Here is a 26,996-nt window from a genome sequence, read left to right on the forward strand (position 1 = left end):
TTAAAGTTTTATAATCTAATCAGCTATACGACAACTAAAAAACGCCCTTTGGTCAAAGACCAAAGGGCGTTTAGTAACGCGGTACCACCTTAATTCAAATTACCGTTTGAAGTAATTCCTCACACGCACGGCAACTAACAGTTGCGATGCGCTGCACAATAATGGGTGCCACCAGTTCGCCTCGAGAAGCGAACCCGTCGAACACGATCTTTCAAGTCATAGTCTTAATACCGTCTCACCTAATCGGTACTCTCTTCATAAGGCTATGACCCTAATCCACCGGGTCAAATCTGTTTGTCGTATTTGAAATGTTGCAATTAGTGTAGACCCCAGCATGAGAAAATGTCAATCTTTTTTAATAAATTAATTTTATTCGCGTCATTTCAAAACCGGTATTTATACTGCTATAATAGACTTTGTCGCCGTTTAAATTATTTTTAAATGGTCAAAAATAATGAGCAGTTATCCTTCTCATCAAAATAACAGAAGTATAACTGCCACTGGAGGAATGTCGGATTATGTGGCGAACAAAGTCATTTTCGGAATTATCAACTAAGGAACTGTTTGAGATTTACCGTGTCCGCGTCGCAACCTTTGTGGTCGAACAAAATCGGGTTTATCAAGAAGTCGACAATGACGACCTCAACGCGTTGCACGTTTTTGATCAAGACGATCACATTGTCGCTTACGCGCGCATATACAAAGAGAATCAAGGCGTGACCTTTGGCCGGGTATTAACTGATCCAAAACACCGGGGACAGGGTCTTGGCGGTCAACTCTTGGAACACGTTTTAAGCGCTATTAAAAAGCACTATAGCGGCCTAGACATCAGTATTGAAGCCCAAGTACAAGTCCAGGGTTTCTATCAAAAATACGGTTTTCGGTCCGTTGGCGAGCCCTTTATTTTCAATTCCACCCCACACATTAAAATGGTTCACGACCCGCTTTAATTAAAAAACGAGTTTGGCCAGTAATTTTGTCAGCCGTGCTTTTTCTGCCTCAGTCAGCCGTGAAGTTAAGCGCTCTGAACACGCTGTTTCAAACGCATGTAACTTCGGATAAACTTCTTTTCCCTTGGCGGTCACGTAGACGCGCCTAATTCGCTTATCCTTTGCGTCATCTTGTAATTCTAAATAGCCGCTATCAACTAATTTTCGTACGGATCTAAACGCTGTAGTGCGATCAATTTGCAGAGAATCCGCAAGCTCGCCAAGAAACATGCCTGGCCGCTCATAAACGCGGATGACATACAAAAAAGCGTTATTTCCTAAACCAAACTTCCGAAATTCAGTATTACTAGTGCTTTGAATACGACGGGTAATACCGCCGATATCCCGAATAATATCAAACATGACATCCTCCTTAAATACTTTCTGCCTCTAATTTATCTTAAACTAATTGCATTTGCAATGATAAGGTGATATACTTTTGCCATAACGTTGCATATGCAATGAATTTACAATAACATTTAAGGGGAGATACTATGTCTGCATTTATTATTTTCGTCTTCATCATGTCACTAACACCAGGGCCTAACACGATTATGGCCATGAATTCTGGACAACAGCACGGATTTCGTTCCAGTATTAAATTAAATCTGGGAATGGCCTTTGGTATGGGACTAATTGGTTTAATTGGCGTTTTCTTTGCTCATTGGCTACAATCTACACCGACCTTTTTAACCGGCATGAAAATTATCGGCAGCGCCTATTTACTTTACTTGGGCTACCACGTTTTTATTAGTAAGCCCACCGATGATGATGAAAAAAGCGGTGATTTTCAAACCGGCTTACTCTTACAGTTGACCAACGTCAAAGTTTACCTGTACTTCATTACTGGTTTAGGCGCCTTCAGCTTTGCGGGCTTATTAGATTCAATCCCCGCTAAATGGGTCTTTATGGTCATCATTGGCAGCCTAGGAACCTTCGTCTGGACCGTCGGCGGCCAGATGATCAGTCGTTTATACTTCCGTTACTACCGGTTATTTAATCTGATTGTCGCACTGTTACTGGCCTTTTCCGCCGTTGATCTATGGCGCTAAAGCTGATCAATTCGTTCAAGCGCGATTCTTTAATCCTTTTTGCGTTAAATATGTCTCACTTAATCTAAGCTCAGTTTATTAAGTCAATTCTTTAAGATTGATTTGGTAGCCTGGGCTTAGATTTTTCTGCACAACTAAAAAATCATTGTATTTGCAATTAATTGGTGCTAATATTCTGCTAAATTGTAATAAATGCAATGAATAATCATACATACTCGTCAGGGGGAGATTCAATGTCAGCTTTTTTTATTTTTGTCTTTGTGATGTCATTTACACCGAGACCCAATACGATGATGGCAATGGTCTCTGGCCAGCAACGCGGATTTCGTTCCAGTCTGCGGCTTAATCTGGGCATGCTGTGCGGCATGGGATTCATGGGACTCATGGGTGCTTTGTTTGCTCACTGGATGCAATCAACACCGACCTTTCTAACGGTGATGAAAATTGTTGGCAGTGCCTACCTAATGTATCTTGCTTACCATATCTTCATCAGTAACCCTGGGGAAGCTAATAACAGTACCGGTGGCTTTCGCACTGGCATGTTACTGCAGTTGACCAATATTAAAGGCTATCTGTATTTCATCACTGGTCTGGGCGCATTTAGTCTAACTGGTGTCTTAAATAACATGCCCGTTAAATGGCTGATGATGGTCTTGATTGGTAGCCTAGGCACCTTTGCTTGGACGGTGTGCGGTCAAATGATGAGCAAGTTCTACCACCAGTACTACCGAGTTTTCAACACCGTCATCACCCTGCTACTAGCGTTTGCCGCAGTTGATCTCTGGCGGTAATCAAATTGATAAATGTTCCACGTGAAACATATCGAAAAAAATAAAGCTTCGTCCTGCGGCAGCCGATTTTAATTGGTTACTCAGAACAAAGCTTTATTTTTTTATTAATTCATCTCAAGCGAACCATAATCAACGCCAAGTCGATCTGCAATCCCGGTAACTTCAGCTAACGTCTTATCATCAATGATCATGCCGTTTTTCTTTCGGTCTTCATAGGCTAGTGCTTCCTTATCCCCGGCAACGTAAATCGTCTTGCCTGGAATGGCTGGCAGCTCGCGAATTTGCTGCAGGTAATCAGAAAAGCGCTTAACAATTTGATTCACATCACCAAAAATAGCCGGATCAATCGCAATAAAGCTCTGGCATGGCCCCACTGATAGGTCCTCAGGCGTAATCTCAGTAGAAGTGTTGCCCAACGATAGAATAGAGGTAAATACTTCCACGATGACCCCTAACCCAAAGCCTTTATGGCTGCCAGTTTCTTCCGTCACACCACCAAGCGGTGTCAAACCGACGTTAGACATTGGGTCCCGCAGCGCATCCAAATCAGCCGTATCGTGATGGTCGTTGATCTCTTGATCGCCATCTTTGGCTACCCACAAAGCGGGCAGATCCTTTCCCAACTTCCGATAAACCTCAATTTTACCCTGAGGTACCGTCGTCGTAGCCGCATCATAGATAAAGTTATGCGGTTTTGCCGGCATGGCAAACGCAATTGGGTTAGTGCCCACAAATGCTTGTGTGGCGTGGGTTGGCAGCATAGCGGGCCGAGAGTTGGTTGACGATAACCCGATCAAACCTTGATCAGCCGCCATATTGGCGTAGTAGCCAGCAATGCCATAGTGACCTGACCGCTTAGTCGTCACGATGCCAACACCGTGCTCCTTGGCCTTTTTAATAGCGATATTCATACTATAAATACCGTTCAGCTGACCCAAGCCAAAGTTAGCGTCGACTACAGCACTGACATCGGTCTCTTTCACAATTTCGGGCTGACTTTTAACGCGAATTTTACCGTTTTGAATGAAGTGATCATACATCACCATCCGTTGCACCCCATGGGAAGCAATCCCGTGTAAGTCCGTATAGATCAGTGTTTCGGCAACTGCGGCACTCTGTTCTTCCGTAAAACCGTATGCTTTATAAATCTTATGTACCAAAGCCTTAACTTTATTACTATCATATCGTTTAGTCATCTTAAACATCCTTTCTAAGCGTGTTGATCAATGAAAGTAAGATTAAATTATTAACCCTTTTATTATCTTCTTCTTATTCCCGACTTGCAACTACCTTTTTTTCAATTGAGCTACTGGCGCTAAATATTTTAATTGCTTTATTTTATGTATTTTTATTAAGAATTTTAATACTATATGCAGTTATTTCCCTGCCTATTTTGGTATCACTTCTCACATGGCTTTACCATTCCTTAATAATACCTTTAGAAAGTAACATGGAAAAATTCATATTTTTGTCACATTTGTTGCCTATCATTTAATCATAGTCAATGAAAGATTAGTTGGCTTCCCTTTTTAAAACAGATAACGGTTTTTCCGATTTTTCCTCCTCCCCAAAGCAGGATAAACCCAAGATTAAACGCTATCACTCCCCTCAACCTCACCACAACCCCTAATGTGGTGGGGCTTTTTGTAGAGTGTGGAGGTAAGCGGTTAGATAGCGGAGTGTAAGGCCACCCCACCATAAATCCATGAGCTTAGGATTTGTGGTGGGGTGGCCTTACATGCAGCTATCTGCTTACCGGAGCACGTTTCGGCAATGTACCATAAACCCATGGGCTTAGGGGTTGTGAGGAGGGGCCTTATATGCAGCTGTCTGTCTGCCGGAGCACGTTTCAGCTATATAAAATAAAGTATACAAAAAATCCGGTCATCCACCGATGACCGGATCATTCAATCCATCAAAAAAGGCAGGCCCGCCGACCTTCTGAACGCACGAATGCGTCGATCTTTGGAATCCCGCCATGGTTTGGCACCGCTTGATAGTATCGCATGGATGTTGCGGTGTGTCAAGGCAGTACTGTTATATAGCCGAATCGGGCTACAGCAGACAGAGAGCTGCAGATAAAGGCGGTAAATACAAACCCAAAACCAGTTTGTCTGTAATGGTTATATAGCCGAATCGGGCTACAGCAGACAGAGAGCTGCAGATAAGGGCAGTAAATACAAACCCAAAACCAGGGTTTCTATTTACTGCCCTTATCTTTCGCTCTCTAACCGTCTGCTTCCGCACCATACGCTATCGAAGAGAACTTATTATACGACTTAACGAACAGCAATTTCACCGTTCCACGTGGGCCCGAACGGTTCTTTTCAATAATGACTTCAACTTCGCCCACATCCTGTTCGCCATTATTGCTGTCATCATCGCTATCATCACTGTCGTCATCATGCTCGTAGTAGTCATCACGGTAAAGGAATGAAACAATATCGGCATCTTGTTCGATTGAACCGGATTCCCGGATATCTGACAGCACCGGCCGCTTATCCTGACGCTGTTCTACACCACGTGATAGTTGTGACAGCGCAATAACGGGGACATGCAGTTCCTTAGCGAGTTTTTTAAGCTGCCGCGAAATCGCAGAAACTTCTTGTTGCCGGTTTTCAGCGCCGGTACTTTCAACCAGCTGTAGGTAATCCACAACAACTAACCCTAACTTACCGTTCTGTTCCTTGGCTAACCGACGGCACTTCGCCCGAATCTCTGACATTTTAATCCCAGCAGTATCATCAATGAAGATCTTGGCTTTAGATAAACTGCCCATTGCGACAATTAAATTCTGCCACTCGCCTTCTTCAAGCTGACCGGTCCGCAAGTGGTTGGCGTTAATACTGCCTTCTGCACACAGCATCCGGTTAACCAGCGATTCAGCACTCATTTCAAGACTAAAAATGGCGACGGCTTTATCCGTCTTGGTGCCGACATTTTGCGCGATATTTAACGCAAACGCTGTTTTACCAACCGCTGGCCGAGCCGCTAATATCATTAATTCGTCATCATGAAGTCCCGTGGTCATTTTATCTAAGTCAGGATACCCCGTAGATAAACCGGTGACCGTATCGCCTTTTTGCGACAAGCGATCGATCTCTTCGAAGGTGGTATTTAAAACGTCCTTAATAGCCTTAAAACCCGCTTGATTACGAGATTCGTTGACGTTCATGATCGACTGTTCCGCCTGATCAAGCAAGTCATCAACCGGTGCGTCTTCAGCGTAGCCATCCGTGACGATTTTGGTAGCCGTTTGTATCAACCGACGCAAAACCGCCTTTTGAGCCACGATTTTGGCGTAGTAGCCCACGTTAGCCGCCGTTGGAACGGCCGCAGCTAACTCTGCAATATAGGGCATCCCGCCAATATCTTCAAGCTGGTTTTGGCGTTTTAATTCATCCGACACCGTCACCACATCAATGGCTTCATCCCGGTCGTTTAAATTGACCATCGTCTGGAAAATCAAACCATGCGCACGACGATAGAAATCATCCGCGGTCAGTTGTTCCATTGCATCGACCAGGGCATCGCCGTTTAAAAAGATGGCCCCAAGTACCGCTTTTTCCGCCTCAATGTTTTGAGGTGGTGTTTGATCTCTCAATCCTTCACTCATTATTAATTACCCCTTGCTCTGATAAACGAAGGGGTCGGGGCAAACTCGATTTGCCGACGACCCCTCGAAAATGGACTTCCAATTACTTTTCTGAAATATGAACCCGAATCCGGGCAGTCACATCCTGATGTAATTTAACGGGCACGTTGACGAAGCCCATCACTTTAATCGGTTCGCGTAATTCAATCTTACGCTTATCCAATTTTACGCCATACTGTTTCTCTAACGCCTGCGCAATCTGCTTGCTTGGAATTGACCCAAACAGGCGGCCGTCAGCTCCAGCTTTCGCTGTTAATTGAACGATGGTCTTATCAGCTTCCAAGACCTTCTTAACCGCTTCAGCTTCCTGACGTTCTTCTTCTTCGCGCTTAGCTTCGGCTTTTTGCTGACCCTTAAGCTGGCTTATTGCACCGGCTGTTGCCGCTTTTGCTTTTCCCTGTTTAATTAAAAAATTTTGGGCATAGCCGTCTGGAACATTCTTAATTTCGCCGCGCTTACCTTTGCCGCGAACATCTTGCAAAAAGATAACTTTCACAATAAGTCCTCCTTATCTGACATGCAAAATCATTCCGCAATGCCAAGACTTTATCGATCCCAAATTGGGAGCTTTCATCTAATAACTTTACCATAAATCGCGACCTGTTTAAATAACCTTAAGGTCGCGATTTTTTAAGCAGTTTGATTCATTTTTACGAAGCAGGTTCAGACTTCTCGTCAGTTTGACTCTTTAAAATAGCTACCAGCTGATCTTTAACTTCAGCCACCGTACTATCCGCAATCTGGGTAGCACCGCTTGATAGGTGACCGCCGCCGCCCATCTTCTCCATGATCAGCTGAACGTTAATCTCACCCATGCTTCGAGCGGAAATACCGATCCGGCCATCATCTCGTTTAGTAATGACAAATGACGCATCTACACCCGACATATTGAGTAAATCATCCGCTGCTTGAGCCGCTGTCACAGAATCGTAAACCTCGTTTTCTTCACCAGCAATAACCGCCAGATCCTCGTTTACAAAGGTGACCAGTTCGATCAGGTGATTGCGTTGCAGATAACTATCAACGTTTTCCTTCATAAACTGCTGCATCTGAACCGAGTCGGCGCCGGCTGAACGTAAGTAACTTGCTGCATCAAAGGTCCGCGAACCAGTTCGCAGCGAGAAGGACTTCGTATCGATAAAGATCCCGGTGAGCATCGCTGTTGCTTCGATCTCATTAATCGGTTCACTTTCCTGAGACTGGTATTCAAACATCTCGGTAATCAGTTCACACGTTGAACTAGCGTACGGTTCAATGTAAACCAGCATTGGGTTTTCAGGGAATTCCTCGCCACGACGGTGGTGGTCAATGATCATTACCCGGTTCTCAAGCCGCTTGTATAGCTCTGGTGAGATCGATAACGACGGCTTAGAGTGATCCACCATGACTAACATACTTTGCTTGGTAATCTTAGTCAGCGCTTCTTCTGGTGAAATGATGGCATCGTTGATCTCCGGGTACTCTTTGATTGAATCCAGCAGTCGCTGCACGTCACTGTGAATATCGGTGCGATCCAAAATAATGTAACAGTTCTTCTGGTTCATCTGCGCGATCCGCCGAATCCCCATACAAGCCCCGATCGAGTCCATATCAGGCTGCTGGTGACCTTGAACAAAGACAATATCTGATTGGTTCATTAACTCCTGCAAAGCCTGTGAAATCATCCGTGCACGCACTCGGGTCCGCTTTTCCATCGGGTTGGTCTTCCCACCGTAGAAACGGGCTTCTTCGTCTTGAGCACGAACAACCACTTGATCCCCACCACGACCGAGCGCTAGATCAAGGTTACTCTGCGCCTGATCAGCTAACTTGTTTAAGTCGGCACCACCGTACGCAATTCCAATACTTAGCGTCAACGGGAAGTTTTGCTTAGAAGTACTCTCGCGAATAGTATCCAAAATACTGAATTTATCTTTCTCGACAGCCCTCATCGCTTGTGCATACATGAAAACTAAGTAATGGTCGTCATCCAGCTGCTTGACGTACATCCCGAACCGCTGTGCCCAAGTGGACATTTCATTCGTGACATAGTTTCTCAAGTTAGAGATCTCCTGATCAGTCATCGACTGCGTCACTTCGTCGTAATTATCCAAAAAGACTTGGCCAATGGCGATTCGTTCGTTTTCATACCGCTGTTCAATTTGGGTGAAGTAGGTGACCTCAATCATGTAAACGGCGCGAAAATCCTTTTGCACTAAAAATGAGAATTGACGGTCTTTCCAAGTCACCGTTTGCGGCTGCTCATCATTAACGTGATCTTGAATCAGCTTTTCTAATTCTGGATCAACGTCACTCATCCGCTTACTCAATACGGTTTGATCACCAAAATACTGCTGCAAGTACGGATTGACCCACTCAATGGCATCATTGTCGCCAAAAATCATGACCCCAACAGGCATATCGATCAACGCCTCTTGTTCGCCACGATTAATTCGGAACGACAGATCAGCAATGTAACGGTTCATATCTGCGCTAATTTCATTCATGGTGTTAAAGGAAAACACTAAACTGGTAGCCACCGCCACTAGCGCTAGCAAGCCCAAAATCCATGAGAATAAAAAGGCCAGAACGATCCCAGCAACTGATAACACGATCATAAATAACGACAGACCGCGAAGACGTCTATTTCTTAAAAATTCGGGTAAATTAGCCCTTGAAAATAAACCGTTCATCTTCAGACTCCCCTGCTTTATCGACGATAATAGTAGTTACATTTTAGCACAAATGGAAATAAGGTGCGGACCCGGTTCTCAGGTTGTTATTTTGTCTATCTGTGAACAGTATATCAAATTAAAATTAATCGTCTCATAAAAATTTAACTTACGAAGCCAACTTTTTTCTGGTAATGTAACCCATTGTGCAAAAAACTTATTTTGAAAGTGGGGATTTAATTTAATGGAACAACAAGCTGCAATGGCCGCTTCAAAACCACGTGTCATCGTTAAGCACCCAGCATTAGCCATGGCCAGCATGCTGATCGGTGCCTTTGTCGGAATGTTTAGTGAAACGTCTTTAAATATCGCCCTACCAAGTCTGATGGTCAGTCTTGGAGTCAACACAGCAACCGTCCAATGGCTCGTCACGGGCTATATGTTAGTGATTGGGGTCGTTTTGCCGCTGAATAGTTTAATGACGAAGTGGTTTACTACCCGCCAGGTTGTTATCTTCGGCTTACTAGATTTTCTAGTCGGTGCCGTGATTGCGGCCTTAGCGCCGACTTTTTCAGTTTTACTCTTTGGCCGCATGATCCAAGGCATCGCTACCGGGCTGATTTTACCCCTGATGTTCACCGTCGCCATGCAGGTCTTCTCGCCAGCAAAGCTGGGAGCTGCCATGGGTGCCTGTGCCATGGTCATTATGTTCGCACCAGCCATCGGACCGACCCTAACAGGATTAATTTTAGCCAAACTTTCCTGGCGCTGGCTTTTTTGGGCTTTCGTGCCCTTCTTAGTGGCAGCGTTAATTTTTGCGCTGACTTCATTGGAAAACGTCGGTAAACTCAGCAAACCAAAAATCGACATCATTTCCATTTTGTCCAGTGTGGTGGGCTTTGCCAGTATCGTTACGGCCGTTAGCTTTGCTAGTTCACATGGCTGGGGATCACCGCTTGTTTTAGGGTTATTATTGCTTGGTGTTATTGTGTTAGCCGTTTATACTTATCGCCAAGTCCACATTAAAACACCCATCTTAAACCTGAAGATTTTTGCCACCCCAGCTTTTCGGGCTGGCGCGCTAATGGTGATGCTGGACTTCGGCATTATTCTTTCGGCAATGTATATTCTACCAATGTATATGCAAAAAGGCTTATTGTTGCCAGTTGCAATGACCGGGATCATCATGCTGCCGGGTGGTATTGTTAACGCCTTAGTATCCGCAGTTTCCGGTCGCTTATTTGATCATTTTGGCGCTAAGTGGTTAACTCGTCTGGGCTTTTTCATTGCCATCATTGGTAGTATCATGCTTCTCATGACTAGTACGCACACGGCTGTTATCTTCGTGATTGCCGCCCACGTCGTCTTAATGATTGGCTGTCCCTTAGCAATGTCACCAGCTCAAACCCACGCACTAAACGCTTTGGCTGGACCAACTGCCGGCGACGGCAGCACCATCATGAACACGATGCAGCAGATCGTCGGTGCCATTTCCACGGCGCTGGCCACCAGCCTCTTGGGGATCGGTGAAGCTGCCAGCCATGCAAGCGCTCAGGGAGCGTTTACGGCCGGTGTCCATGTTGCGGTCTACCTACCACTTGTATTAGCTGTAGCGGCACTAATTATTACGTTTACGACACGTTCTTTTAAAACGGAACGTTAATTTAACTTTTAACCAAGAAAAACGTCTTCGACGGTCTGAAATGACCTTGCGAAGGCGTTTTTTTAATGTTTCGATTATTTCTTTTCATGTTTCCGACGCGGAAGGCCGAGCCAGCCGAGAATACTTAACAGTAAGCCACCAAGCAATGTTGGTTTAACGGTGACTGTTTCGTTGGTTTGCGGCAAACGTGTCACGGACAGTTTATTCGCCGTTTTAGCTTTCAAACGAGTTGTTAAGACAATCTGACCAGCAACACGACCAGCACGACTGTCTTTTGAAAGCACAGCTGCTGTCGCTTTTTTAGGCGTGGTCGTCGCGACAGCTTTGCCACCTTGCTCATTTTCGGTGATTTCCGGTACCGCGTGCGCCTTAGCAGCTTTACCAAGGTGTTTTCGATACGCACCTTGGTCATCAGCTGGTGTTGTTACCATCCCCTTGTCGTTACTTGTGGCATTCGGCTGCAGCGGTTCTGGATCACTTGGCACGGACGTTTGACTATTCCCGCCACCGGAAGTAGCTGTCCCGCTGCTCCCTTGTGAAGGACCAGTTGGCGTATCATCTTGCGGCATTAAGGGAATAATGACTGTTTGATTACGGGCTTGCGCTATTAATAGCGGCAGCTCACTGACTGGAATCGCCAGCTGCCAATTGGCAGGGACCTGTTCCAAAACCTGATACCGGTCAAACGGTACGCCAGGATTGCCAATTAAAGTCATACTGCCACGAGTAATGCCATCCGGTGTCTGGTAATTTACCGTTGTGGTTGTTGCGGCTAAAGCTGGTGCAGTAGCCGTCTTCGTTTGTGCGGCCAGGGAAATGACGATTGTCTGGTTCACCATTTGAGCCACTAGCTTGGGCAATTCATTAACTGGTATACCTAACTGCCAACCCTTAGGAACGTGGGTCAAGATCTGATCTTGGTGAAATACTGTTCCTGGGTTACCGATCAAGATCATACTGCCACGAGTAATACCATCCGGCGTTTGGTAATTTACCGTTGTGGTTGTTGCAGCTAAGGCCGGTGCAGTAGCCGTCTTCGTTTGTGCGGCCAGGGAAATGACGATTGTCTGGTTCACCGTTTGAGCCACTAGCTTGGGCAATTCATTAACTGGTATACCTAACTGCCAACCCTTAGGAACGTGGGTCAAGATCTGATTTTGGTGAAATACTGTTCCTGGGTTACCGATCAAGATCATACTGCCACGAGTAATGCCATCCGGCGTTTGGTAATTTACCGTTGTGGTTGTTGCAGCTAAGGCCGGTGCAGTGGCCGTCTTCGTTTGTGCAGCCAAGGAAATTACGATTGTCTGGTTCACCGTTTGGGCTATTAGCCGAGGTAATTCATTAACTGGTATACCTAACTGCCAACCTTCAGGAACGTGGGTTAAGATCTGATCTTGGTGAAATACTATTCCTGGATTACCGGTTAAGGCCATACTGCCACGGGTAATGCCATCCGGCGTTTGGTAGTTCACTGTTATCGTCGTTGCAAATATTGCGGGTGATGATGCGGTTTTATTTCTTTTAAGGTGAATCACCAAATCATTTGTCCCGTAACTACCGGACCCTACTGAGCTAAACTGAAAGGTGGCTTGATCAGGCATTTTCTCTCCGTTAGGGATGGTCAGTGTATCCGCCTTGACATCATAGAACCACGTTTTTCCACCCTTATCCTTAAAAATTAATTCATCAGGCAACGTCACACCAACGGCCTCTTCAATTGCAGAACGAACATTTTTAATTTGAGTATCGGTCGCCTGAGCTGCGACATCAACTCGGGCCTGCTGATTGCTTAAATAGTCTGCGGAACCCTTTTCGGCATAATCGGCGACCTTACTAATGGCGTTCTTGGCAAAGGCATCAGTAGCAATTGTTTGGTTAATAGCTGAATCTGGTTTGTCGATGACCAACTCACTAATTTTGTTATTTTCAAACGCCTGGATACCGATCGAAATCACTTTTTCAGGAATTGTAACGGTCCCGCTAATCTGATTGTTCATAAAAGCATGGTCGCCAATTGTTTCAACGTTTTTACTTAAAGTGAGCTGGTCAATTTGATTATTTGTAAAAGCGTTATCGCCAATATAAGTAACCGTATCGGGAATCACGATTGCACCCTTTATTTGATTACCCGCAAAAGCGCTGGTCCCAATCGTTTGAATCTGATGGTCTAACGCCAGTACACTAATATGATTACCTGTAAATGCACGGTCGCCAATATTGACAACGTTTTTTGGAAGCGTCAATGAGCTAATCGCATCTGCTTCAAAGGCTGACGTTCCGATCCCTGTCAACTTACTATTCTGACCGAAACGAACCGTTGTTAACGCCTTATTATTCTGAAATGCTTCATTATTAATCAGGCCAACTTGATCCGGTACTGTCAGCGCAGTTAACTGGTTATTCGCAAACGCGTCATTGCCAATTAGCGTGACACCCGTCCCTAAATCAAGATGACTGATCCGGTTATTGGCAAATGAGCCACGGCCCGTATACCAAGTGCCCGTTCCCAGCACCACACTGGTGATTTGATTATCTGCGTAAGCATCATCACCAATTGACTGTACTGAATTAGGGATCACAACTTCACCGGTGAGCGCGTTACCTGCAAAGGCAGCGGTACCAATTGATGAGATGTTTTTGCCTAATGTCACTTGGGTCAAAGCTTTGACGATCTGTAACTGATCACGGTCACTTTCATTATCAAAAGCGTAATCAGCTATGGCTGTAACTGCATCACCATTATAAGTATCGGGTATTGTGATGGCTGTCGCATACCCGTTCTTTGGTGCCGTACCGCCAGCGAGGTACTTTTGAAGCTTACCCGTGTAGCCTGTAACGGTATACCCGTAATTGTTTTTCGCGTAGGTATAATCCGTCAGCTGTGTATACGTATTAACCCCGGTTTTTTCATTTGTTGAGGCGCCAGTAACTGACACCCAATAGTTGCCAGTTTGATCCTTTAAAACAGTTGGATTGCCTGTTGGGGCAGTTGTTTCACCCGTCTTCTGATCAGCGGCTGCTGGCGTAACGCTGGGTTGCTTGGTCGTAGATTGACTGTTTGCAACTTTAAGCGCCAGTGAGTGACCGTTGACATCAACTGCTGGTTGCTGAGACGGTTTAGTTGCTTCAGTGGCTGGTTGAGATTGGCTTGAGGAATCAGGCGCGGAACTACTGGTTGACGCGCTTGATTGGGCATCAGGTGTACTCTCAGCAGAACTTGACGATGCACTGCTACTTGATACTTGCGCGGCATCGGCTTCACCCTTTTGCTGTTCTGATGAGTCGACTACTGAGGACGTTGATGCCTTAGTTGTTTCAGTCTGCGTTGCTGATGTCTCCTGAACATTAGCACTGGCAACCGACATACTCAGTGTAAAGCCAGTCATCATTGTCACGGTAATAATCCCCATCCGAACCCAGCATTTCTCTTTATTGCACTCAAAATGCTGCAGTCGAACCATATTCAGATTATTTAATCGGTCGTTTTTTTCCATTTACTTGTGATACTCCTTGCTTAAAATTCTATAATTCGGTATTACTCTGGATAGACGTGCTTTCACTATACCACTGCTTTGGGTATCTAAGTAGGGATTACATGAATTAAATTTACAAGACTTGTATCATAAACCTGAAAATGAGGCAAACAAAAAAAGGGGCCAACCAGCAAATGCTGATTGACACCCTTTACTCACTATATTAGTCAGCAACAACGAATGGCATTAAGCCCATGATCCGTGCACGCTTGATAGCGATGGTTAACTTACGTTGGTTCTTGGCACTAGTACCAGTCACCCGACGTGGTAAGATCTTGCCACGTTCTGAAACAAAACGTTCCAATAAGTTAGTATCTTTGTAATCGATGTATTCGATATGGTTTGCGGCGATGAAGTCGACTTTACGACGACGACGGCCACCTCTTCTTTGTTGAGCCATGATTTTCCCTCCAATTCGATCCGTTTAGAACGGTAAATCATCATCGGAGATATCAATTGAATCACCATTATTAGCAAATGGGTCAGCCTGATTATCCCCGCTATTCTGATTATTATTGTTAGCCGCTCCATTGGTATTTGGATTACCAAACGGATTAGTGTTCTGAGGAGCATTGCCAGTGGGTGCGTTATTGTTACCGCCATTATTGCTGTTACCTGCATTATTATTCGCTGAACGCGGTTCTAATAAAGCAAAGTTTTCCACAACAACTTCGGTAACGTAGACCCGTTGACCCTGCTGATTTTCGTAGTTTCTGGTTTGAATCCGACCATCGATCCCGACTAACGCACCCTTGTGGGTAAAATTAGCAAAGTTCTCAGCGGATTTGCGCCAAATAACACAGTTGATAAAGTCAGCTTCACGTTCGTTGTTTTGATTGGTAAATTGCCGATCAACAGCTAACGTAAAGTTCCCAACTGCTGCCCCGCTTGGGGTATACCGCAAATCAACATCTCTTGTCAAGCGTCCGGTAAGCACTGCCCGGTTGATCATACGACCCGCTCCTCTCAGTAGTTAAATGTCAAAAATTAGTCTTCGCGTTTTACGATCATGTGACGAAGAATATCATCATTGATCTTTGAAAGACGGTCGAATTCGTTTAAAGCTTTATCGTCATTAGCGTTTAAGTTAACAATGTGATAAACACCTTCATTGTAACCGCCAATTTCGTAAGCGAAACGAAGCTTCTTCCAATCTTTTGAATCGATTAAATCTGCACCATTATCAGTCAAAATCTTGTCGAAACGGTCAACCAATGCGGTCTTTGCTGCATCGTCAAGATCTGGACGAATGATGTAGGTAATTTCATACTTCATGAAATTTGCACCTCCTTATGGACTTCAGGCCCTCTTCATTGAGTTTTAAGAGAGCAAGGAGAGTTATCCGAATGGATTACTCACAGAATATTATTCTACCAAAGTTCAATCAAAAGTGCAATGTTATTCTCCATTTAGATTACCGGCAGCGAGACGATCACCCCGCAATTCGGCTGCCGTAACCTTCAAAAATTAACTTATTTTAAGACTAACCTGACAAGAGATGGTGGTTATACCTGTTATCTACGCAAAAAAGAACGGCATTAATTGCCGTTCTTTTAAATTACTTTATTTTATTCATCATCGCTACTGTCATCACTGTCAGCTGATGAATCAGTGTCATCATCCGTTGCCCGGTCAACTAACCGGTTTAATGATGTATCACCACCGTCAGTTGAATCATCCGATACCGCATCGTCAGATTCATCTTCAGGCGCTTCTTTTTCAACAACCGCCATGGTCGCGACTTTCGAGTCATCGTCCAAACGAATCAGGTGAACGCCCAAGGTTGCCCGACCGGTTTGTGAGACATTTTCCACACCAAACCGGATCATGACACCCTTATCGGTGATCAGCATAATGTCTTCTTCACCGGTAACCGTTGCTAAGCCCGCAAGCGGACCATTCTTTTCGGTCACGTTGATGGTCTTAATCCCTTTGCCACCACGTCCCTTGATGGCATATTCGCTAGCTGGCGTCTGTTTACCGTAGCCCTTTTCCGAAATGACAAAGACGTTATCATTCGGTTCTAGAATATCTGAACCAACGACGTAATCATCTTCACGAAGACGGACACCACGAACACCAGTAGCTGAACGGCCCATTGAACGAACATCGCTAGCCTTAAAGCTAACGGCGTAGCCTGAATGGGTCCCAATGATCATGCATTGCTCATCGTCAACAATGGAAACGTTGATCAGCTGATCGTCATCTTTCAGACTCAAAGCTTTAAGTCCGTTGCTGCGAATATTGGAGAAGTCGCTAACTGGCGTTCGTTTAACGGTGCCGTGCAGGGTGGTGAAGAACAGATACTTCTGCTGATCACCCGCTGCATCAGACACGTTGATCACGGCTTGAATCTTCTCGCCAGCTTCAATATTCAACAGGTTAATAACGGGAATTCCCTTAGCGGAACGACCGTATTCGGGAATTTCATAACCCTTCATCCGGTAAACTTTACCAGCGTTAGTAAAGAATAACAAAACGTCATGCGTCGAAGTTGAAATCAGGTGCTCGATAAAGTCGTCATCGTGGATACCCATACCTTGAACACCACGGCCGCCACGATTTTGCGCCTTAAATTCAGACGTTGGTAACCGTTTAATGTAGCCGTTATGGGTCAAAGAAATCATGACGTTTTCTTCTTCGATTAAGTCCTCGTCTTCCAGACTCAAGACTTCACCGACCATTAATTCGGTTCGACGTGGGTCACCGAATTTATTTTGAATGTCCAGCAGTTCCTCGTAGATAATTTGGTTCTGCTTGTCCTTGCTTGCCAAGATCTCTTGGTAGTTAGCGATGGCCTTCTGCAGGTCCGCATACTCCTTTTCAACCTTATCGCGTTCCAGACCAGTCAAACGAACCAGCCGCATATCCAAAATAGCTTGCGCCTGTTTTTCGGAAAGCGGGTAGCGATCAATCAACTCGTTTTTAGCAATTTCAGCTGTGTGCGAATTACGGATGATCGCAATAATTTCGTCAATGTGATCAAGCGCAATTTGCAGCCCTTCCAGAATATGTGCCCGTGCTTTCGCCTTTTTCAGTTCAAATTCAGTCCGGCGACGGATGACTTCCAGTTGATGAGCCAGATAATACTGCAAAATCTCTTTTAAGCTCAAAATCTTCGGTGAGCCGTTTACGATAGCCAGCATGTTGAACCCAAATGAAGTTTGCATCATCGTCATTTTGTACAAGTTATTCAAGATAACTTCAGCACTGGCGTCACGACGAACATCGACGACGATCCGCATCCCTTCACGGTCAGACTCATCGTTAACATCCGTAATGCCTTCGATCCGTTTGTCCCGTGCAAGTTCAGCGATCCGTTCAATTAGCCGCGCCTTGTTGACCATGTAAGGAATCTCGGTGGCAACGATCTTTTGCTTGCCGCTTTTATCTTCTTCAATTTCAACTTTAGCTCGTAAAGTAATGGTTCCCTTACCGGTTTCATAAGCTTTTCGAATACCGGATTTGCCCATAACAACACCGCCGGTAGGAAAATCGGGACCAGGTAAGGCTTCCATCAAATCAGCAGTGGTCGCATCGGGATTTTTCATCAGAATATGCAACGCACTGATCACCTCCGCCAAATTATGCGGCGGAATGTTGGTAGCCATCCCAACGGCGATACCAGACGCACCGTTTACCAGCAAGTTGGGAAAACGCGCTGGTAAAACCACGGGTTCCTTTTCAGTGCCATCGTAGTTGGGCTGATAATCGATGGTATCTTTGTTGATATCCCGCAGCATTTCCATGGCAACCTTACTCAAACGCGCTTCGGTATACCGCATGGCAGCTGCGCCATCACCATCAACTGACCCAAAGTTACCATGCCCATCAACTAACATGTAACGGTAACTGAAGTCTTGTGCCATCCGAACCATGGCTTCATAAATCGCGGAATCACCATGGGGGTGAAATTTCCCCATAACATCCCCGACGATTCTGGCAGACTTCTTGTACGGCTTATCAGGTGTCACACCTAATTCACTCATGCCGTAAAGAATCCGTCGGTGAACTGGCTTTAGTCCATCACGAACATCTGGCAGTGCCCGAGCAACAATAACACTCATGGCATAGTCCAAAAATGAAGTCCGCATGGTTTTCGCTAAATCGACATCGGTGATGCGACTTGGCAGTTCTTCATTCGCCAAATTAAGTACCTCCCATACTGTTTCACGGGCAACTCAACTACCCGTCGATCAATGACTCCCAGAGAATTTAAGCTCAATTCCAACTAGACGTCCAAGTTTTCAACATACTTTGCGTTCGTTTCAATAAAGTCCCGCCGTGGTTCGACCTTGTCACCCATCAACGTCGTAAAGACTTCGTTGGCTTCGGCAGCATCACTGGGGTCAACCCGCAATAACCGTCGTTTGTCAGGATCCATCGTGGTTTCCCACAGTTGGCTGGCATCCATTTCACCAAGTCCCTTATACCGTTGAATAACGGGTTTCGGTGACGGTGGTAACTGACCCATAATGGTGTCTAGTTCTTCGTCAGAGTCAATATAGCGTTTCATTTTTCCTTGACGAACTTGGTACAGCGGCGGCTGAGCAATGTAGACATACCCTGCATCCAGTAACGGCCGCATGTAACGGTAAATCAGCGTCAGCAGTAACGTTCGAATATGGGCGCCATCCACATCGGCATCGGTCATGATGATCAACTTATGGTAGTTGACCTTAGAAACATCAAAGTCTTCACCAAAGCCGGTTCCCATGGCTGTAAACAGCGAACGAATTTCTTCGTTGGCCAGAATCTTGTCCATGCTGGCTTTTTCAACGTTCAGGATCTTCCCACGGATTGGCAAAATAGCCTGAGTTAACCGCGACCGGCCCTGCTTAGCAGAACCGCCGGCGGAATCCCCTTCGACAATAAACAATTCGGAGATCGCCGGATCCTTACTGGTGTTATCAGCTAATTTTCCTGGTAAATTACTAATTTCCAGGCCGCTCTTTTTTCGGGTAACTTCACGCGCCCGCTTAGCAGCGACCCGTGCTTTAGAAGCCAGTAGCCCCTTATCAACCACTTTTTTAGCAACCGTTGGGTTTTCCATCAAGAACTTCATGAAGTGCTCACTGAAAATATGATCTGTTGCGGTTCTGGCATCTGAGTTCCCGAGTTTCGTTTTCGTTTGTCCTTCGAACTGCGGATCCGGATGCTTAACTGAAACAACGGCCGTCATCCCTTCACGGACATCTTCTCCGCTCAGGTTAGCTTCGTTGTCTTTCATCAAATTATTCTTCCGGGCATAGTCGTTAACGATCCGGGTAAGGGCTCGTTTAAACCCTTCCTCATGCGTCCCGCCTTCGTACGTGTGAATATTGTTTGTAAACGTCAGCAGGTTAGCATGGTACCCATCCGTATATTGCAGTGCAACTTCCACCGTAATACCGTGTTCTTGACCCTCAACGTAAATGGGCTCGTCAAATAAAACGTCGGTATTCTTGTTCAAGTACTCCACGTAATGTTTGATGCCGCCTTCGTACATGAAGGATTCTTCCGTTGGCTTTTCTGGCCGCTCATCGCGAATCGTGATCCGCAGACCCTTGTTTAAGAAGGCTAGCTCACGAATCCGGGTTGTCAGCGTTTTAATATCAAAAGTGGTGGTTTCCCGGAAAATATCTGAATCCGGCAGGAAGTGAACCGTCGTCCCGTGAATGTTTTCCGGCAAACCGGTGTCAATGACCTTCATTGGCGTGGTCACCCGGCCGTAAGCGAAGTCCATGTAGTAACGCTTGCCGTCACGAACAACCTTGACATCTAGTTTGGAGGACAGTGCGTTAACGACTGAAGCGCCAACACCGTGCAGGCCACCGGAAACTTTGTAGCCGCCACCGCCGAATTTACCACCGGCGTGCAAAATCGTGAACACCGTTTCCAGTGCGGGCTTACCCGTCTTCTTTTGGGTATCGACCGGAATTCCACGGCCATTATCCATCACAGTGACACTATTGTCTTTATGAACCGTCACGTGAATGGCGTCGGCAAAGCCAGCTAAGGCTTCATCGATCCCGTTATCAATAATTTCCCACACCAAATGGTGCAGCCCTTGTGAACTGGTAGAGCCAATGTACATTCCAGGCCGCTTCCGAACCGCTTCAAGCCCTTCAAGAACTTGAATCTGGCTGGCATCATATTCGCGGGCACGTTCCTGTTTAGTTTCTTTTTCTTCAGCCAAGTGTGATCCTCCTCACTATAATTCCCTGTGATAACTATTCATCAGCCTGGATTTCACCATCGCTGATCCTAAATACTTTTGGTTGATGTATCAATTTTTGCGCCACACCGCTTAAACTGGTGGTGGTTAAGAAGGTCTGAACCTTATCTTGAATCGCCGTTAATAAGTGGGTTTGCCGATTATCATCTAATTCAGACAAAACATCATCTAGCAGTAACACCGGATACTCACCCGTCTGCTCATGCATTAAGTCGATCTCGGCCAACTTAACGCTAAGCGCTGTGGTGCGTTGCTGCCCCTGAGAACCAAAACTCGAGACGTCCTTATCGTTCACCAGGAATTTTAAGTCGTCCCGGTGCGGCCCGATAAGCGTTGTTCGCCGAAAAAGTTCCTTTTCTCGGTGCTGCTGATAAAGCTGCTTTAGCGCATCATAGACGTGCTGGGTATCTACTAGATTTTCATCTTTAACACTGGTTTCATAATGAAATGACAGTTTTTCCCGCTGCTGGGAAATCTCCTGATGAACCTGAGCTGCCCAGACTTCTAAGCGCTTCAATAGCGTGACGCGGGCACTGATGATCTCAGAACCGTACGCCGCCAGCTGATCTGACAAAACGTCTAACAGCACCATATCGGATTGCTGTTTATGGCCTAATTCCTTAAGGTAGCGATTACGCTGCTTTAAAATCATCCGGTACTGGGTCGTATTGTATAAATATTTATGACTCATCTGTCCAAATTCCATATCCATGAAACGCCGCCGGACTTGTGGCGATCCCTTAACTAAATTAAGATCTTCCGGTGCAAATAAAATCACGTTTAACTGACCGACATAACCCGATAATCTGGCCTGTTCCAAATGATTCACTTTTGCTTTTTTACCGTGTTTTGAAAGGTCTAATTCCAGCGGCGTAACGCCACCGTGCTTTTGAACTCGGCCTAACACCTGCGCTGCTTGCGCCTGCCAGCCGATCAATTCACGATCATTGCTTGTCCGGTGACTGCGCGCTAAAGCCAAGAAGTAAATGGCTTCCAGCAAATTGGTCTTCCCCTGTGCGTTCTCACCGATCAAAACGTTCACGCCTGGTCCAAAAGTAACCGTCAAATCCTCATAATTGCGAAAATGATGCAACCTTAATTCTTCTAGTTTCATAAGCTTATTCAGCCTGTTTTAAGCGAATAAAAAACAGCCCGACATCTTTAACATCGACCGTATCTCCTGGATATAGTTTTCGTCCGCGCCGATCATCCGGCTCATCATTAACATCAACTGCGTGTTCCTTCAAATACCACTTCGCTTGACCACCTGAGCTAACGATTGCTTCCTCTTTGAGCAATTGGCCTAAGGTGATAAAGGGTGGTTCAATGAAAACTTCCTTTTTCACAGCTTCACCCACCTTCATTTTCTCTTATAATTATACGCTTTTTAGGGGTAAAAGTATAGTTTCAGTTTCATTTTAAGCCATTTGAGCGCTTTTCCATATTTGTAAGGTATTTTGCCATAATTCAGTTAAAAACGCTTAGAGCTTAAAAATAACGTTTTAGAAGAAATTAAGCGTTTATCGAATTAACAACGCAATGACTCTTGTGAAAAAGTAGAAAAAACACTGCGATTTAACCTAAAAAACCAATCATTTTTGTAAAATTAACTTTTTTAGCTAACGTTTTGTTAGGTACAAAAAAGCACCGGTTCAGTTTTGTGCTGAACCGGTGCTTTGCTTATTTTCTGCTTAAAACGTTCTGACTGGTGTGATCAGCTGAATGAAGTTTTCCTGATCTTCAGTTGGAACTAACGTAAACGGCCGCAATGGTGACGTAAAGGCAATTTTGATCACTGCTGCACCAAATGACCGCAAAGCGTCTTTCATATAGTCGGGATTGAAGGAAATCTCCAATTCTTCTCCGGTCATTTCACTAGGCGTCAAGGCTTCCTCAACGTTACCAACGTCGGGCGAATTACCAAAAATCTTCGCCTGACTGTTAGCTGGGTCAAGTGTCAGCTTAACCACGTTGTTGCGTGATTCGTGTGACAGCAGTGAGGCACGCTCGATAGCTGAAAGTAAGCCCTTGGCGTCAAATTCAGCACTGGTAGTCGATTCGTTTGGAATCAGTCGCGACGTATCTGGATAGTTGCCTTCCAGTAATCGTGAATAAAACATGGTGTCACCGATCGTAAACAGGACTTGGTTTTCTGATAACCGCATTTCAACGTCCGGATTATCATCGCCAATCATCCGTGCAAGTTCCGTTAAGCTCTTGCCGGGAATAATGACGTCGTAAGTCGCGGAGGCAGACGATGGCAACTCGATTTTTCGTTGACTTAACCGGTGACTGTCAGTGGCAACCGCTAACAGCTGGTTATCAACTAACGTAAAGTGAACCCCGGTTAGAATCGGCCGGCTTTCCTGGTTAGAGACCGCAATAACGGTTTGGTTGATCAATTCCCGGAAAACGTCGCCGGTTAAAGTAATCGCATCGCTGGCATCGATTTCTGGCAAGTGCGGATAGTTATTTGCATCTAAACCATTGATCGTAAACGATGCCGAACCAGAAGTGATTTCCGTTTGGAACCCTTCAGTCACATCTAACGTCATGTTGTCTTCCGGCAGGCGTTTGACAATATCACTGAAAAAGCGGGCAGGCAACACAATGGCACCTGGGCTTTGAATGGCGAGTTGATTGTCCGGATTATCCGAATGAATCAGCGTTTCAATGGAAATGTCGGCATCTGAACCGGTTAAAGTCAAGCCAGTATCATCAGCTGATAATTTTAAACCGGTTAAGATTGGGATCGTTGTTTTTGAAGAAATAGCGCGTTGCACGTTGTTCAGTTCCTTGATAAACGCTGCACGATTAATTGTAAATTTCATGTTTGGGACTCCTTATAATCCATAATATAAATAAAAAGAATAGTAATAGTAGGGCAGTGGAAACTGTGGATAAGTTTAAGAAACACTTATTAATTAGGAGTTATGCACATGTGGATAACTTGTGCATAACTTTTTGAGTTTTCCACACCCGTTTCTCTGAAGTCTTATCTATCATAGCCTATTCGTACCAGTAAAAAAAGTAGCCGATTTGAGATTTGAATCAAATCGATTACTCATTTACCCGTTAATAAGACTACCTTTCAATTTCGGTTTTGAGATTCGTAATTTCAGCTTGCAGATCACTGTCCGTTTTTAGCGCATCCGCAATCTTATCATAGGCGTGAATCACGGTGGTGTGATCCTTGCCGCCAAATTCATTACCAATTTTTGGCAGTGAGCTGTCAGTAAGCTCTCTTGAAAGGTACATTGCGATTTGCCGTGGCATCACAATGGTCTTCATCCGTTTTTTACCCTTTAAGTCAGTTAAGGAAACGTGATAATACTTGGCAACTTTTTCTTGAATCAGCGGAATCGTCAGTTCGCTGGAACGGCGGTCAAGCTTCAGGCTCTTCAGTGAGCTGGCAACCAGTTCCGTGGTAATCGGCTGGTGCACCATCTTGGAATAAGCATGGACCCGCGCTAAAGCGCCTTCGAGTTCACGAACGTTGGAGTCGATACGACTGGCGATGTAGCTTAACGTTTCGTCGGGAATGGCGATGTTGTCTGCTTCAGCTTTGTTCCGTAGGATAGCGATTCGGGTTTCCAAATCGGGCGGTGTGATATCAACTGATAAGCCCCAAGCAAAGCGGGAAACCAACCGGTCCTGCAGTTTTGGAATCTCGTTTGGCAGTCGGTCTGAAGTCAAAACGATTTGCTTACCATCATCGTGAAGATCGTTAAAAGTATGAAAGAACTCTTCTTGAGTACCTTCTTTGTCAGCAAAGAATTGAATATCATCTACTAATAGGAGATCAACGCTGCGATACTCTTCACGGAATTGATCCTGTGTCTTGGATTGGATCGCGGTAATAAAGTCGTTGGTAAACGCTTCACTAGTCACGTATTTCACCTTGGCATTGGGATCATCGGCTAACATCTTGTTACCAATAGCGTGCATTAAGTGGGTCTTGCCTAATCCCACGCCACCATAGAAAAATAGTGGGTTATACATCACGCCTGGTTCTTCGGAAACAACCAGTGCAGCAGCATGGGCCATCTGATTTCCCTTACCAATAACAAAGGTATCAAAGGTGTATTTGGGATTCAGTTTAGCGCTTTGGCTAAACGGAGCGGATGCTGTTGCTGGGTGTTCAAGTGTGGATACCTGGGAGCTGCTGTCATCATTAGCCACAATAAAAACTGGCTGAATATCCTCTTGGGCGTATTCATAGGCCAGTTCAACTAACGGTTGCGTTAAGTTGCGTTGCCAATAATCACGGTGTAACTCCGATGGTAGCTTGATTGTCAGACGATTGTTTGTTAACTTAACGGGCTCTGCAGATGAGATCCACGTTTTAAATGCAGTAGGGGCGATTTTCTGTTGGAAACCGTCTTTGATTTCACCCCAAAGTGTGTCTAAATCAAGCACTTTTCTTCCTCCCCGTATTAAATTGATAAATTCAGTTTAGCATGCCACTAAAAAGTTTTCCACAGCCTTTTGAACTTGTGGATAAATGTTTCACAGGCAGGTATAAAGTTTTCCACAAGGGTGTTCATAACTTTTAAAAAAGCTCTGTGAAACATTTTTATCCACAGGCCCCTGTGCAAAACAAATGCTGTTATATCAAGTGTTTCACAAGTTCGTCCCCAGAATTAACAAGGGAGAATTCTTGAGAAACCACAGCCTGTGGACTAGTGGATAACTCTGTTAAAAGGAACTTAATTTGAATCTAAAATGAACGGGTTATCCACACCCCTAAAGCATGAAACAAATTTTTTTAATCGAAAAAAAGCGCCTCTTTTTTAAATTTAGTCTTTGATGTTGGCACTATATATGCTATTATATTTTAGAAATGCATTTAGAGATGTAAATAATGGCTTCATGCCTGAGGATCAGGAGGTGTAAGTTTTATGAAGCGAACATATCAACCAAAGAAACGTCATCGTTCACGCGTGCACGGTTTCCGCAAACGTATGAGTACGAGCAACGGCCGTAAGGTTTTAGCACGTCGACGTCAAAAAGGTAGAAAAGTATTGTCTGCATAGACCACTGACCAATCAGTGGTCTTTTATTTTTATTTCGCTTAAAAATAATTTAGAGCGGACGTTTTGGAGATGCAATATGCGAAAATCTTACCGCGTAAAAAAAGAAGCGGAATTTCAAGAAGTCTTTGAAGCACGGCAGTCGGTAGCTAATCGTCAATTTGTCATTTACCGGATGGATCGCAAAGACCAGCCCCATTTTCGGGTTGGTATTTCAGTAGGCAAAAAGATTGGCAATGCCGTTCACCGTAACTGGGTCAAACGCCGTATTCGGCAGTCGCTGACGGAGTTAAAACCCTATTTGAAGCAGGACGTTGATTTTCTGGTAATCGCTAGACCATCAACGTCTGAAATGCCGATGCCAGAGATCAAGACGCACTTGATTCACGCTTTGAAGCTAGCAAAGTTGCTTGATAATGATTATAGCGAGGAAGACCAGTGAAAAAATTAAAGCGATTTATCACTATGTTTGGAATCGTTGGTCTGTCTGTCTTATTGACAGCCTGTGGTAACCAGCCAATTACCGAACATAGCACAGGGTTTTGGGACGGCGTTGTCCTCTTAAACTTCTCCCGGGCCATTATTTGGTTAGCCCACGTTTTTGGTGGGTATGGTATGGGAATCATCGTCTTTACGATTATCGTGCGAATTATCATCTTGCCGTTGATGGTTTTCCAAACACGAAGTATGCGGAAGACGCAAGAGATTCAACCCCAGTTAAAGGCATTGCAGAAGAAGTATTCGTCTCGTGACCAGGAAACGATGGCTAAGCTACGTGAAGAGCAGCAAAAGCTCTATAGTGAAGCGGGCGTTAACCCGGTTGCTGGGTGTTTGCCGATGGTTGTGCAATTGCCAATTATCTGGGCGTTGTACCAAGCTATTTTTCGAACCGATGTTTTACGGTCGGGTCACTTTTTATGGTTGCAACTGGGTGCGAAAGATCCGTACTTGATTTTGCCCATACTAGCTGCAATTTTTACCTTCTTGAGTTCATGGCTCATGATGAAGGGTCAACCAGAATCAAATTCCATGACAACTATGATGACGGTAACCACACCTGTGATTATCTTCATCACCGCGTTAAGCTTGCCGAGTGCACTTTCGTTATACTGGGTGATTACCAACGCGTTTCAAGTAGGTCAAACTTTGGCGATTCAAAATCCTTGGAAGATCCGACGCGAACGTGAAGAAAAGATTCGGGAACAACGAGCACACCAACGACAAATCAGAAAGGCTGTTCGACGTGCTAAACAAAGCCGTCGTAAGTAGTTAACAGTCCTCATTTTAAAAGCTAATAAGAATCTCAGGGTAGTCTGACTGCTCTGAGATTTTTTGTGCTTTCTAGTTAGATATCGTTATTTAAAATTAATTTCACAAAATTTGTAATATTACCATTTGCAAAAGCTACT

The 26,996-nt window shown here is 44.9% G+C and carries 22 protein-coding genes; 7 read left to right on the forward strand and 15 right to left on the reverse strand.

The annotated features are described in order from the left end of the window. Nucleotides 1-518 precede the first annotated feature (518 nt). Complete coding sequence (locus CES81_RS01735) at nucleotides 519-950, forward strand: GNAT family N-acetyltransferase (protein ID WP_089120442.1); 432 nt, start codon at nucleotides 519-521, stop codon at nucleotides 948-950. On the opposite strand, the gene CES81_RS01740 is transcribed toward CES81_RS01735, so the two are convergent. Then, the gene (locus CES81_RS01740; RefSeq protein WP_089088095.1) at nucleotides 951-1,352 is read right to left on the reverse strand and encodes a MarR family winged helix-turn-helix transcriptional regulator; all 402 of its coding nucleotides are present in this window, start codon (nucleotides 1,350-1,352) and stop codon (nucleotides 951-953) included. It lies immediately after the preceding gene. A gap of 131 nt (nucleotides 1,353-1,483) precedes the next feature. On the opposite strand from CES81_RS01740, the gene CES81_RS01745 reads away from it, so the two are divergent. Both CES81_RS01745 and CES81_RS01750 read left to right on the forward strand, forming a co-directional pair. After that, on the forward strand, nucleotides 1,484-2,041 hold the full coding sequence (locus CES81_RS01745) for a LysE family transporter (RefSeq protein ID WP_089088096.1): 558 nt from the start codon (nucleotides 1,484-1,486) through the stop codon (nucleotides 2,039-2,041). Nucleotides 2,042-2,274: 233 nt separating this feature from the next. Beyond that, nucleotides 2,275-2,832, forward strand: coding sequence for a LysE family translocator (locus CES81_RS01750; RefSeq protein ID WP_180949689.1), 558 nt, complete (start codon nucleotides 2,275-2,277; stop codon nucleotides 2,830-2,832). Between the two features lie 104 nt (nucleotides 2,833-2,936). On the opposite strand, the gene CES81_RS01755 is transcribed toward CES81_RS01750, so the two are convergent. From CES81_RS01755 to CES81_RS01770, 4 genes are all read right to left on the reverse strand, one after another. Continuing rightward, nucleotides 2,937-4,028, reverse strand: a complete 1,092-nt coding sequence (locus CES81_RS01755) for an Ldh family oxidoreductase (protein ID WP_089120444.1) — start codon at nucleotides 4,026-4,028, stop codon at nucleotides 2,937-2,939. A 1,031-nt stretch (nucleotides 4,029-5,059) separates the two neighbouring features. Beyond that, nucleotides 5,060-6,448 (reverse strand): replicative DNA helicase, encoded by a 1,389-nt coding sequence (gene dnaB, locus CES81_RS01760; protein ID WP_089120445.1) that lies wholly within the window; start codon nucleotides 6,446-6,448, stop codon nucleotides 5,060-5,062. 82 nt (nucleotides 6,449-6,530) lie between these two features. Then, nucleotides 6,531-6,983: a 50S ribosomal protein L9 gene (gene rplI, locus CES81_RS01765; protein WP_089088100.1), complete on the reverse strand. Its 453-nt coding sequence runs from the start codon at nucleotides 6,981-6,983 to the stop codon at nucleotides 6,531-6,533. A gap of 154 nt (nucleotides 6,984-7,137) precedes the next feature. Beyond that, a complete protein-coding gene (locus CES81_RS01770; protein WP_089120446.1) occupies nucleotides 7,138-9,159 on the reverse strand; it encodes a DHH family phosphoesterase in 2,022 nt (673 codons plus the stop codon). A gap of 223 nt (nucleotides 9,160-9,382) precedes the next feature. Between CES81_RS01770 and CES81_RS01775 the strand changes: the two genes are divergently transcribed. After that, a complete protein-coding gene (locus CES81_RS01775; RefSeq protein WP_089120447.1) occupies nucleotides 9,383-10,801 on the forward strand; it encodes a DHA2 family efflux MFS transporter permease subunit in 1,419 nt (472 codons plus the stop codon). A gap of 74 nt (nucleotides 10,802-10,875) precedes the next feature. Here CES81_RS01775 and CES81_RS01780 read toward each other — a convergent pair whose 3' ends face one another. From CES81_RS01780 to dnaA, 10 genes are all read right to left on the reverse strand, one after another. After that, complete coding sequence (locus CES81_RS01780; RefSeq protein WP_089120469.1) at nucleotides 10,876-14,298, reverse strand: leucine-rich repeat domain-containing protein; 3,423 nt, start codon at nucleotides 14,296-14,298, stop codon at nucleotides 10,876-10,878. Nucleotides 14,299-14,500: 202 nt separating this feature from the next. Beyond that, complete coding sequence (gene rpsR / locus CES81_RS01785; RefSeq protein ID WP_054655617.1) at nucleotides 14,501-14,737, reverse strand: 30S ribosomal protein S18; 237 nt, start codon at nucleotides 14,735-14,737, stop codon at nucleotides 14,501-14,503. 24 nt (nucleotides 14,738-14,761) lie between these two features. After that, nucleotides 14,762-15,289 carry a single-stranded DNA-binding protein gene (ssb, locus tag CES81_RS01790; RefSeq protein ID WP_089120448.1) on the reverse strand — a complete coding sequence of 176 codons (528 nt, stop codon included), beginning with the start codon at nucleotides 15,287-15,289 and terminating at the stop codon, nucleotides 14,762-14,764. Nucleotides 15,290-15,324: 35 nt separating this feature from the next. After that, a complete protein-coding gene (rpsF, locus tag CES81_RS01795; protein WP_089088106.1) occupies nucleotides 15,325-15,612 on the reverse strand; it encodes a 30S ribosomal protein S6 in 288 nt (95 codons plus the stop codon). A 293-nt stretch (nucleotides 15,613-15,905) separates the two neighbouring features. After that, nucleotides 15,906-18,431, reverse strand: a complete 2,526-nt coding sequence (gyrA, locus tag CES81_RS01800) for a DNA gyrase subunit A (RefSeq protein WP_439951266.1) — start codon at nucleotides 18,429-18,431, stop codon at nucleotides 15,906-15,908. A gap of 137 nt (nucleotides 18,432-18,568) precedes the next feature. After that, a complete protein-coding gene (gene gyrB / locus CES81_RS01805) occupies nucleotides 18,569-20,515 on the reverse strand; it encodes a DNA topoisomerase (ATP-hydrolyzing) subunit B (protein WP_089120450.1) in 1,947 nt (648 codons plus the stop codon). Nucleotides 20,516-20,549: 34 nt separating this feature from the next. After that, complete coding sequence (gene recF, locus CES81_RS01810; RefSeq protein ID WP_089120451.1) at nucleotides 20,550-21,668, reverse strand: DNA replication/repair protein RecF; 1,119 nt, start codon at nucleotides 21,666-21,668, stop codon at nucleotides 20,550-20,552. A 4-nt stretch (nucleotides 21,669-21,672) separates the two neighbouring features. After that, nucleotides 21,673-21,918: a S4 domain-containing protein YaaA gene (gene yaaA, locus CES81_RS01815; protein WP_179211606.1), complete on the reverse strand. Its 246-nt coding sequence runs from the start codon at nucleotides 21,916-21,918 to the stop codon at nucleotides 21,673-21,675. Nucleotides 21,919-22,245: 327 nt separating this feature from the next. Continuing rightward, nucleotides 22,246-23,385: a DNA polymerase III subunit beta gene (gene dnaN, locus CES81_RS01820; RefSeq protein WP_089088111.1), complete on the reverse strand. Its 1,140-nt coding sequence runs from the start codon at nucleotides 23,383-23,385 to the stop codon at nucleotides 22,246-22,248. A 253-nt stretch (nucleotides 23,386-23,638) separates the two neighbouring features. Then, a complete protein-coding gene (gene dnaA, locus CES81_RS01825; protein ID WP_089088112.1) occupies nucleotides 23,639-24,973 on the reverse strand; it encodes a chromosomal replication initiator protein DnaA in 1,335 nt (444 codons plus the stop codon). 482 nt (nucleotides 24,974-25,455) lie between these two features. Here dnaA and rpmH point away from each other — a divergent pair, with 482 nt between their 5' ends. The 3 genes from rpmH (at nucleotide 25,456) to yidC (ending at nucleotide 26,856) form a co-directional block, all read left to right on the forward strand. Then, nucleotides 25,456-25,590: a 50S ribosomal protein L34 gene (gene rpmH, locus CES81_RS01830; protein WP_054702263.1), complete on the forward strand. Its 135-nt coding sequence runs from the start codon at nucleotides 25,456-25,458 to the stop codon at nucleotides 25,588-25,590. A 76-nt stretch (nucleotides 25,591-25,666) separates the two neighbouring features. Beyond that, nucleotides 25,667-26,029, forward strand: coding sequence for a ribonuclease P protein component (gene rnpA, locus CES81_RS01835; protein ID WP_089088113.1), 363 nt, complete (start codon nucleotides 25,667-25,669; stop codon nucleotides 26,027-26,029). A gap of 23 nt (nucleotides 26,030-26,052) precedes the next feature. Next, the gene (gene yidC, locus CES81_RS01840) at nucleotides 26,053-26,856 is read left to right on the forward strand and encodes a membrane protein insertase YidC (RefSeq protein WP_089088127.1); all 804 of its coding nucleotides are present in this window, start codon (nucleotides 26,053-26,055) and stop codon (nucleotides 26,854-26,856) included. Nucleotides 26,857-26,996: the final 140 nt, after the last annotated feature.

The sequence above is a fragment of the Secundilactobacillus pentosiphilus genome (assembly GCF_002217985.1).
In the GTDB taxonomy this organism is placed as follows: domain Bacteria; phylum Bacillota; class Bacilli; order Lactobacillales; family Lactobacillaceae; genus Secundilactobacillus; species Secundilactobacillus pentosiphilus.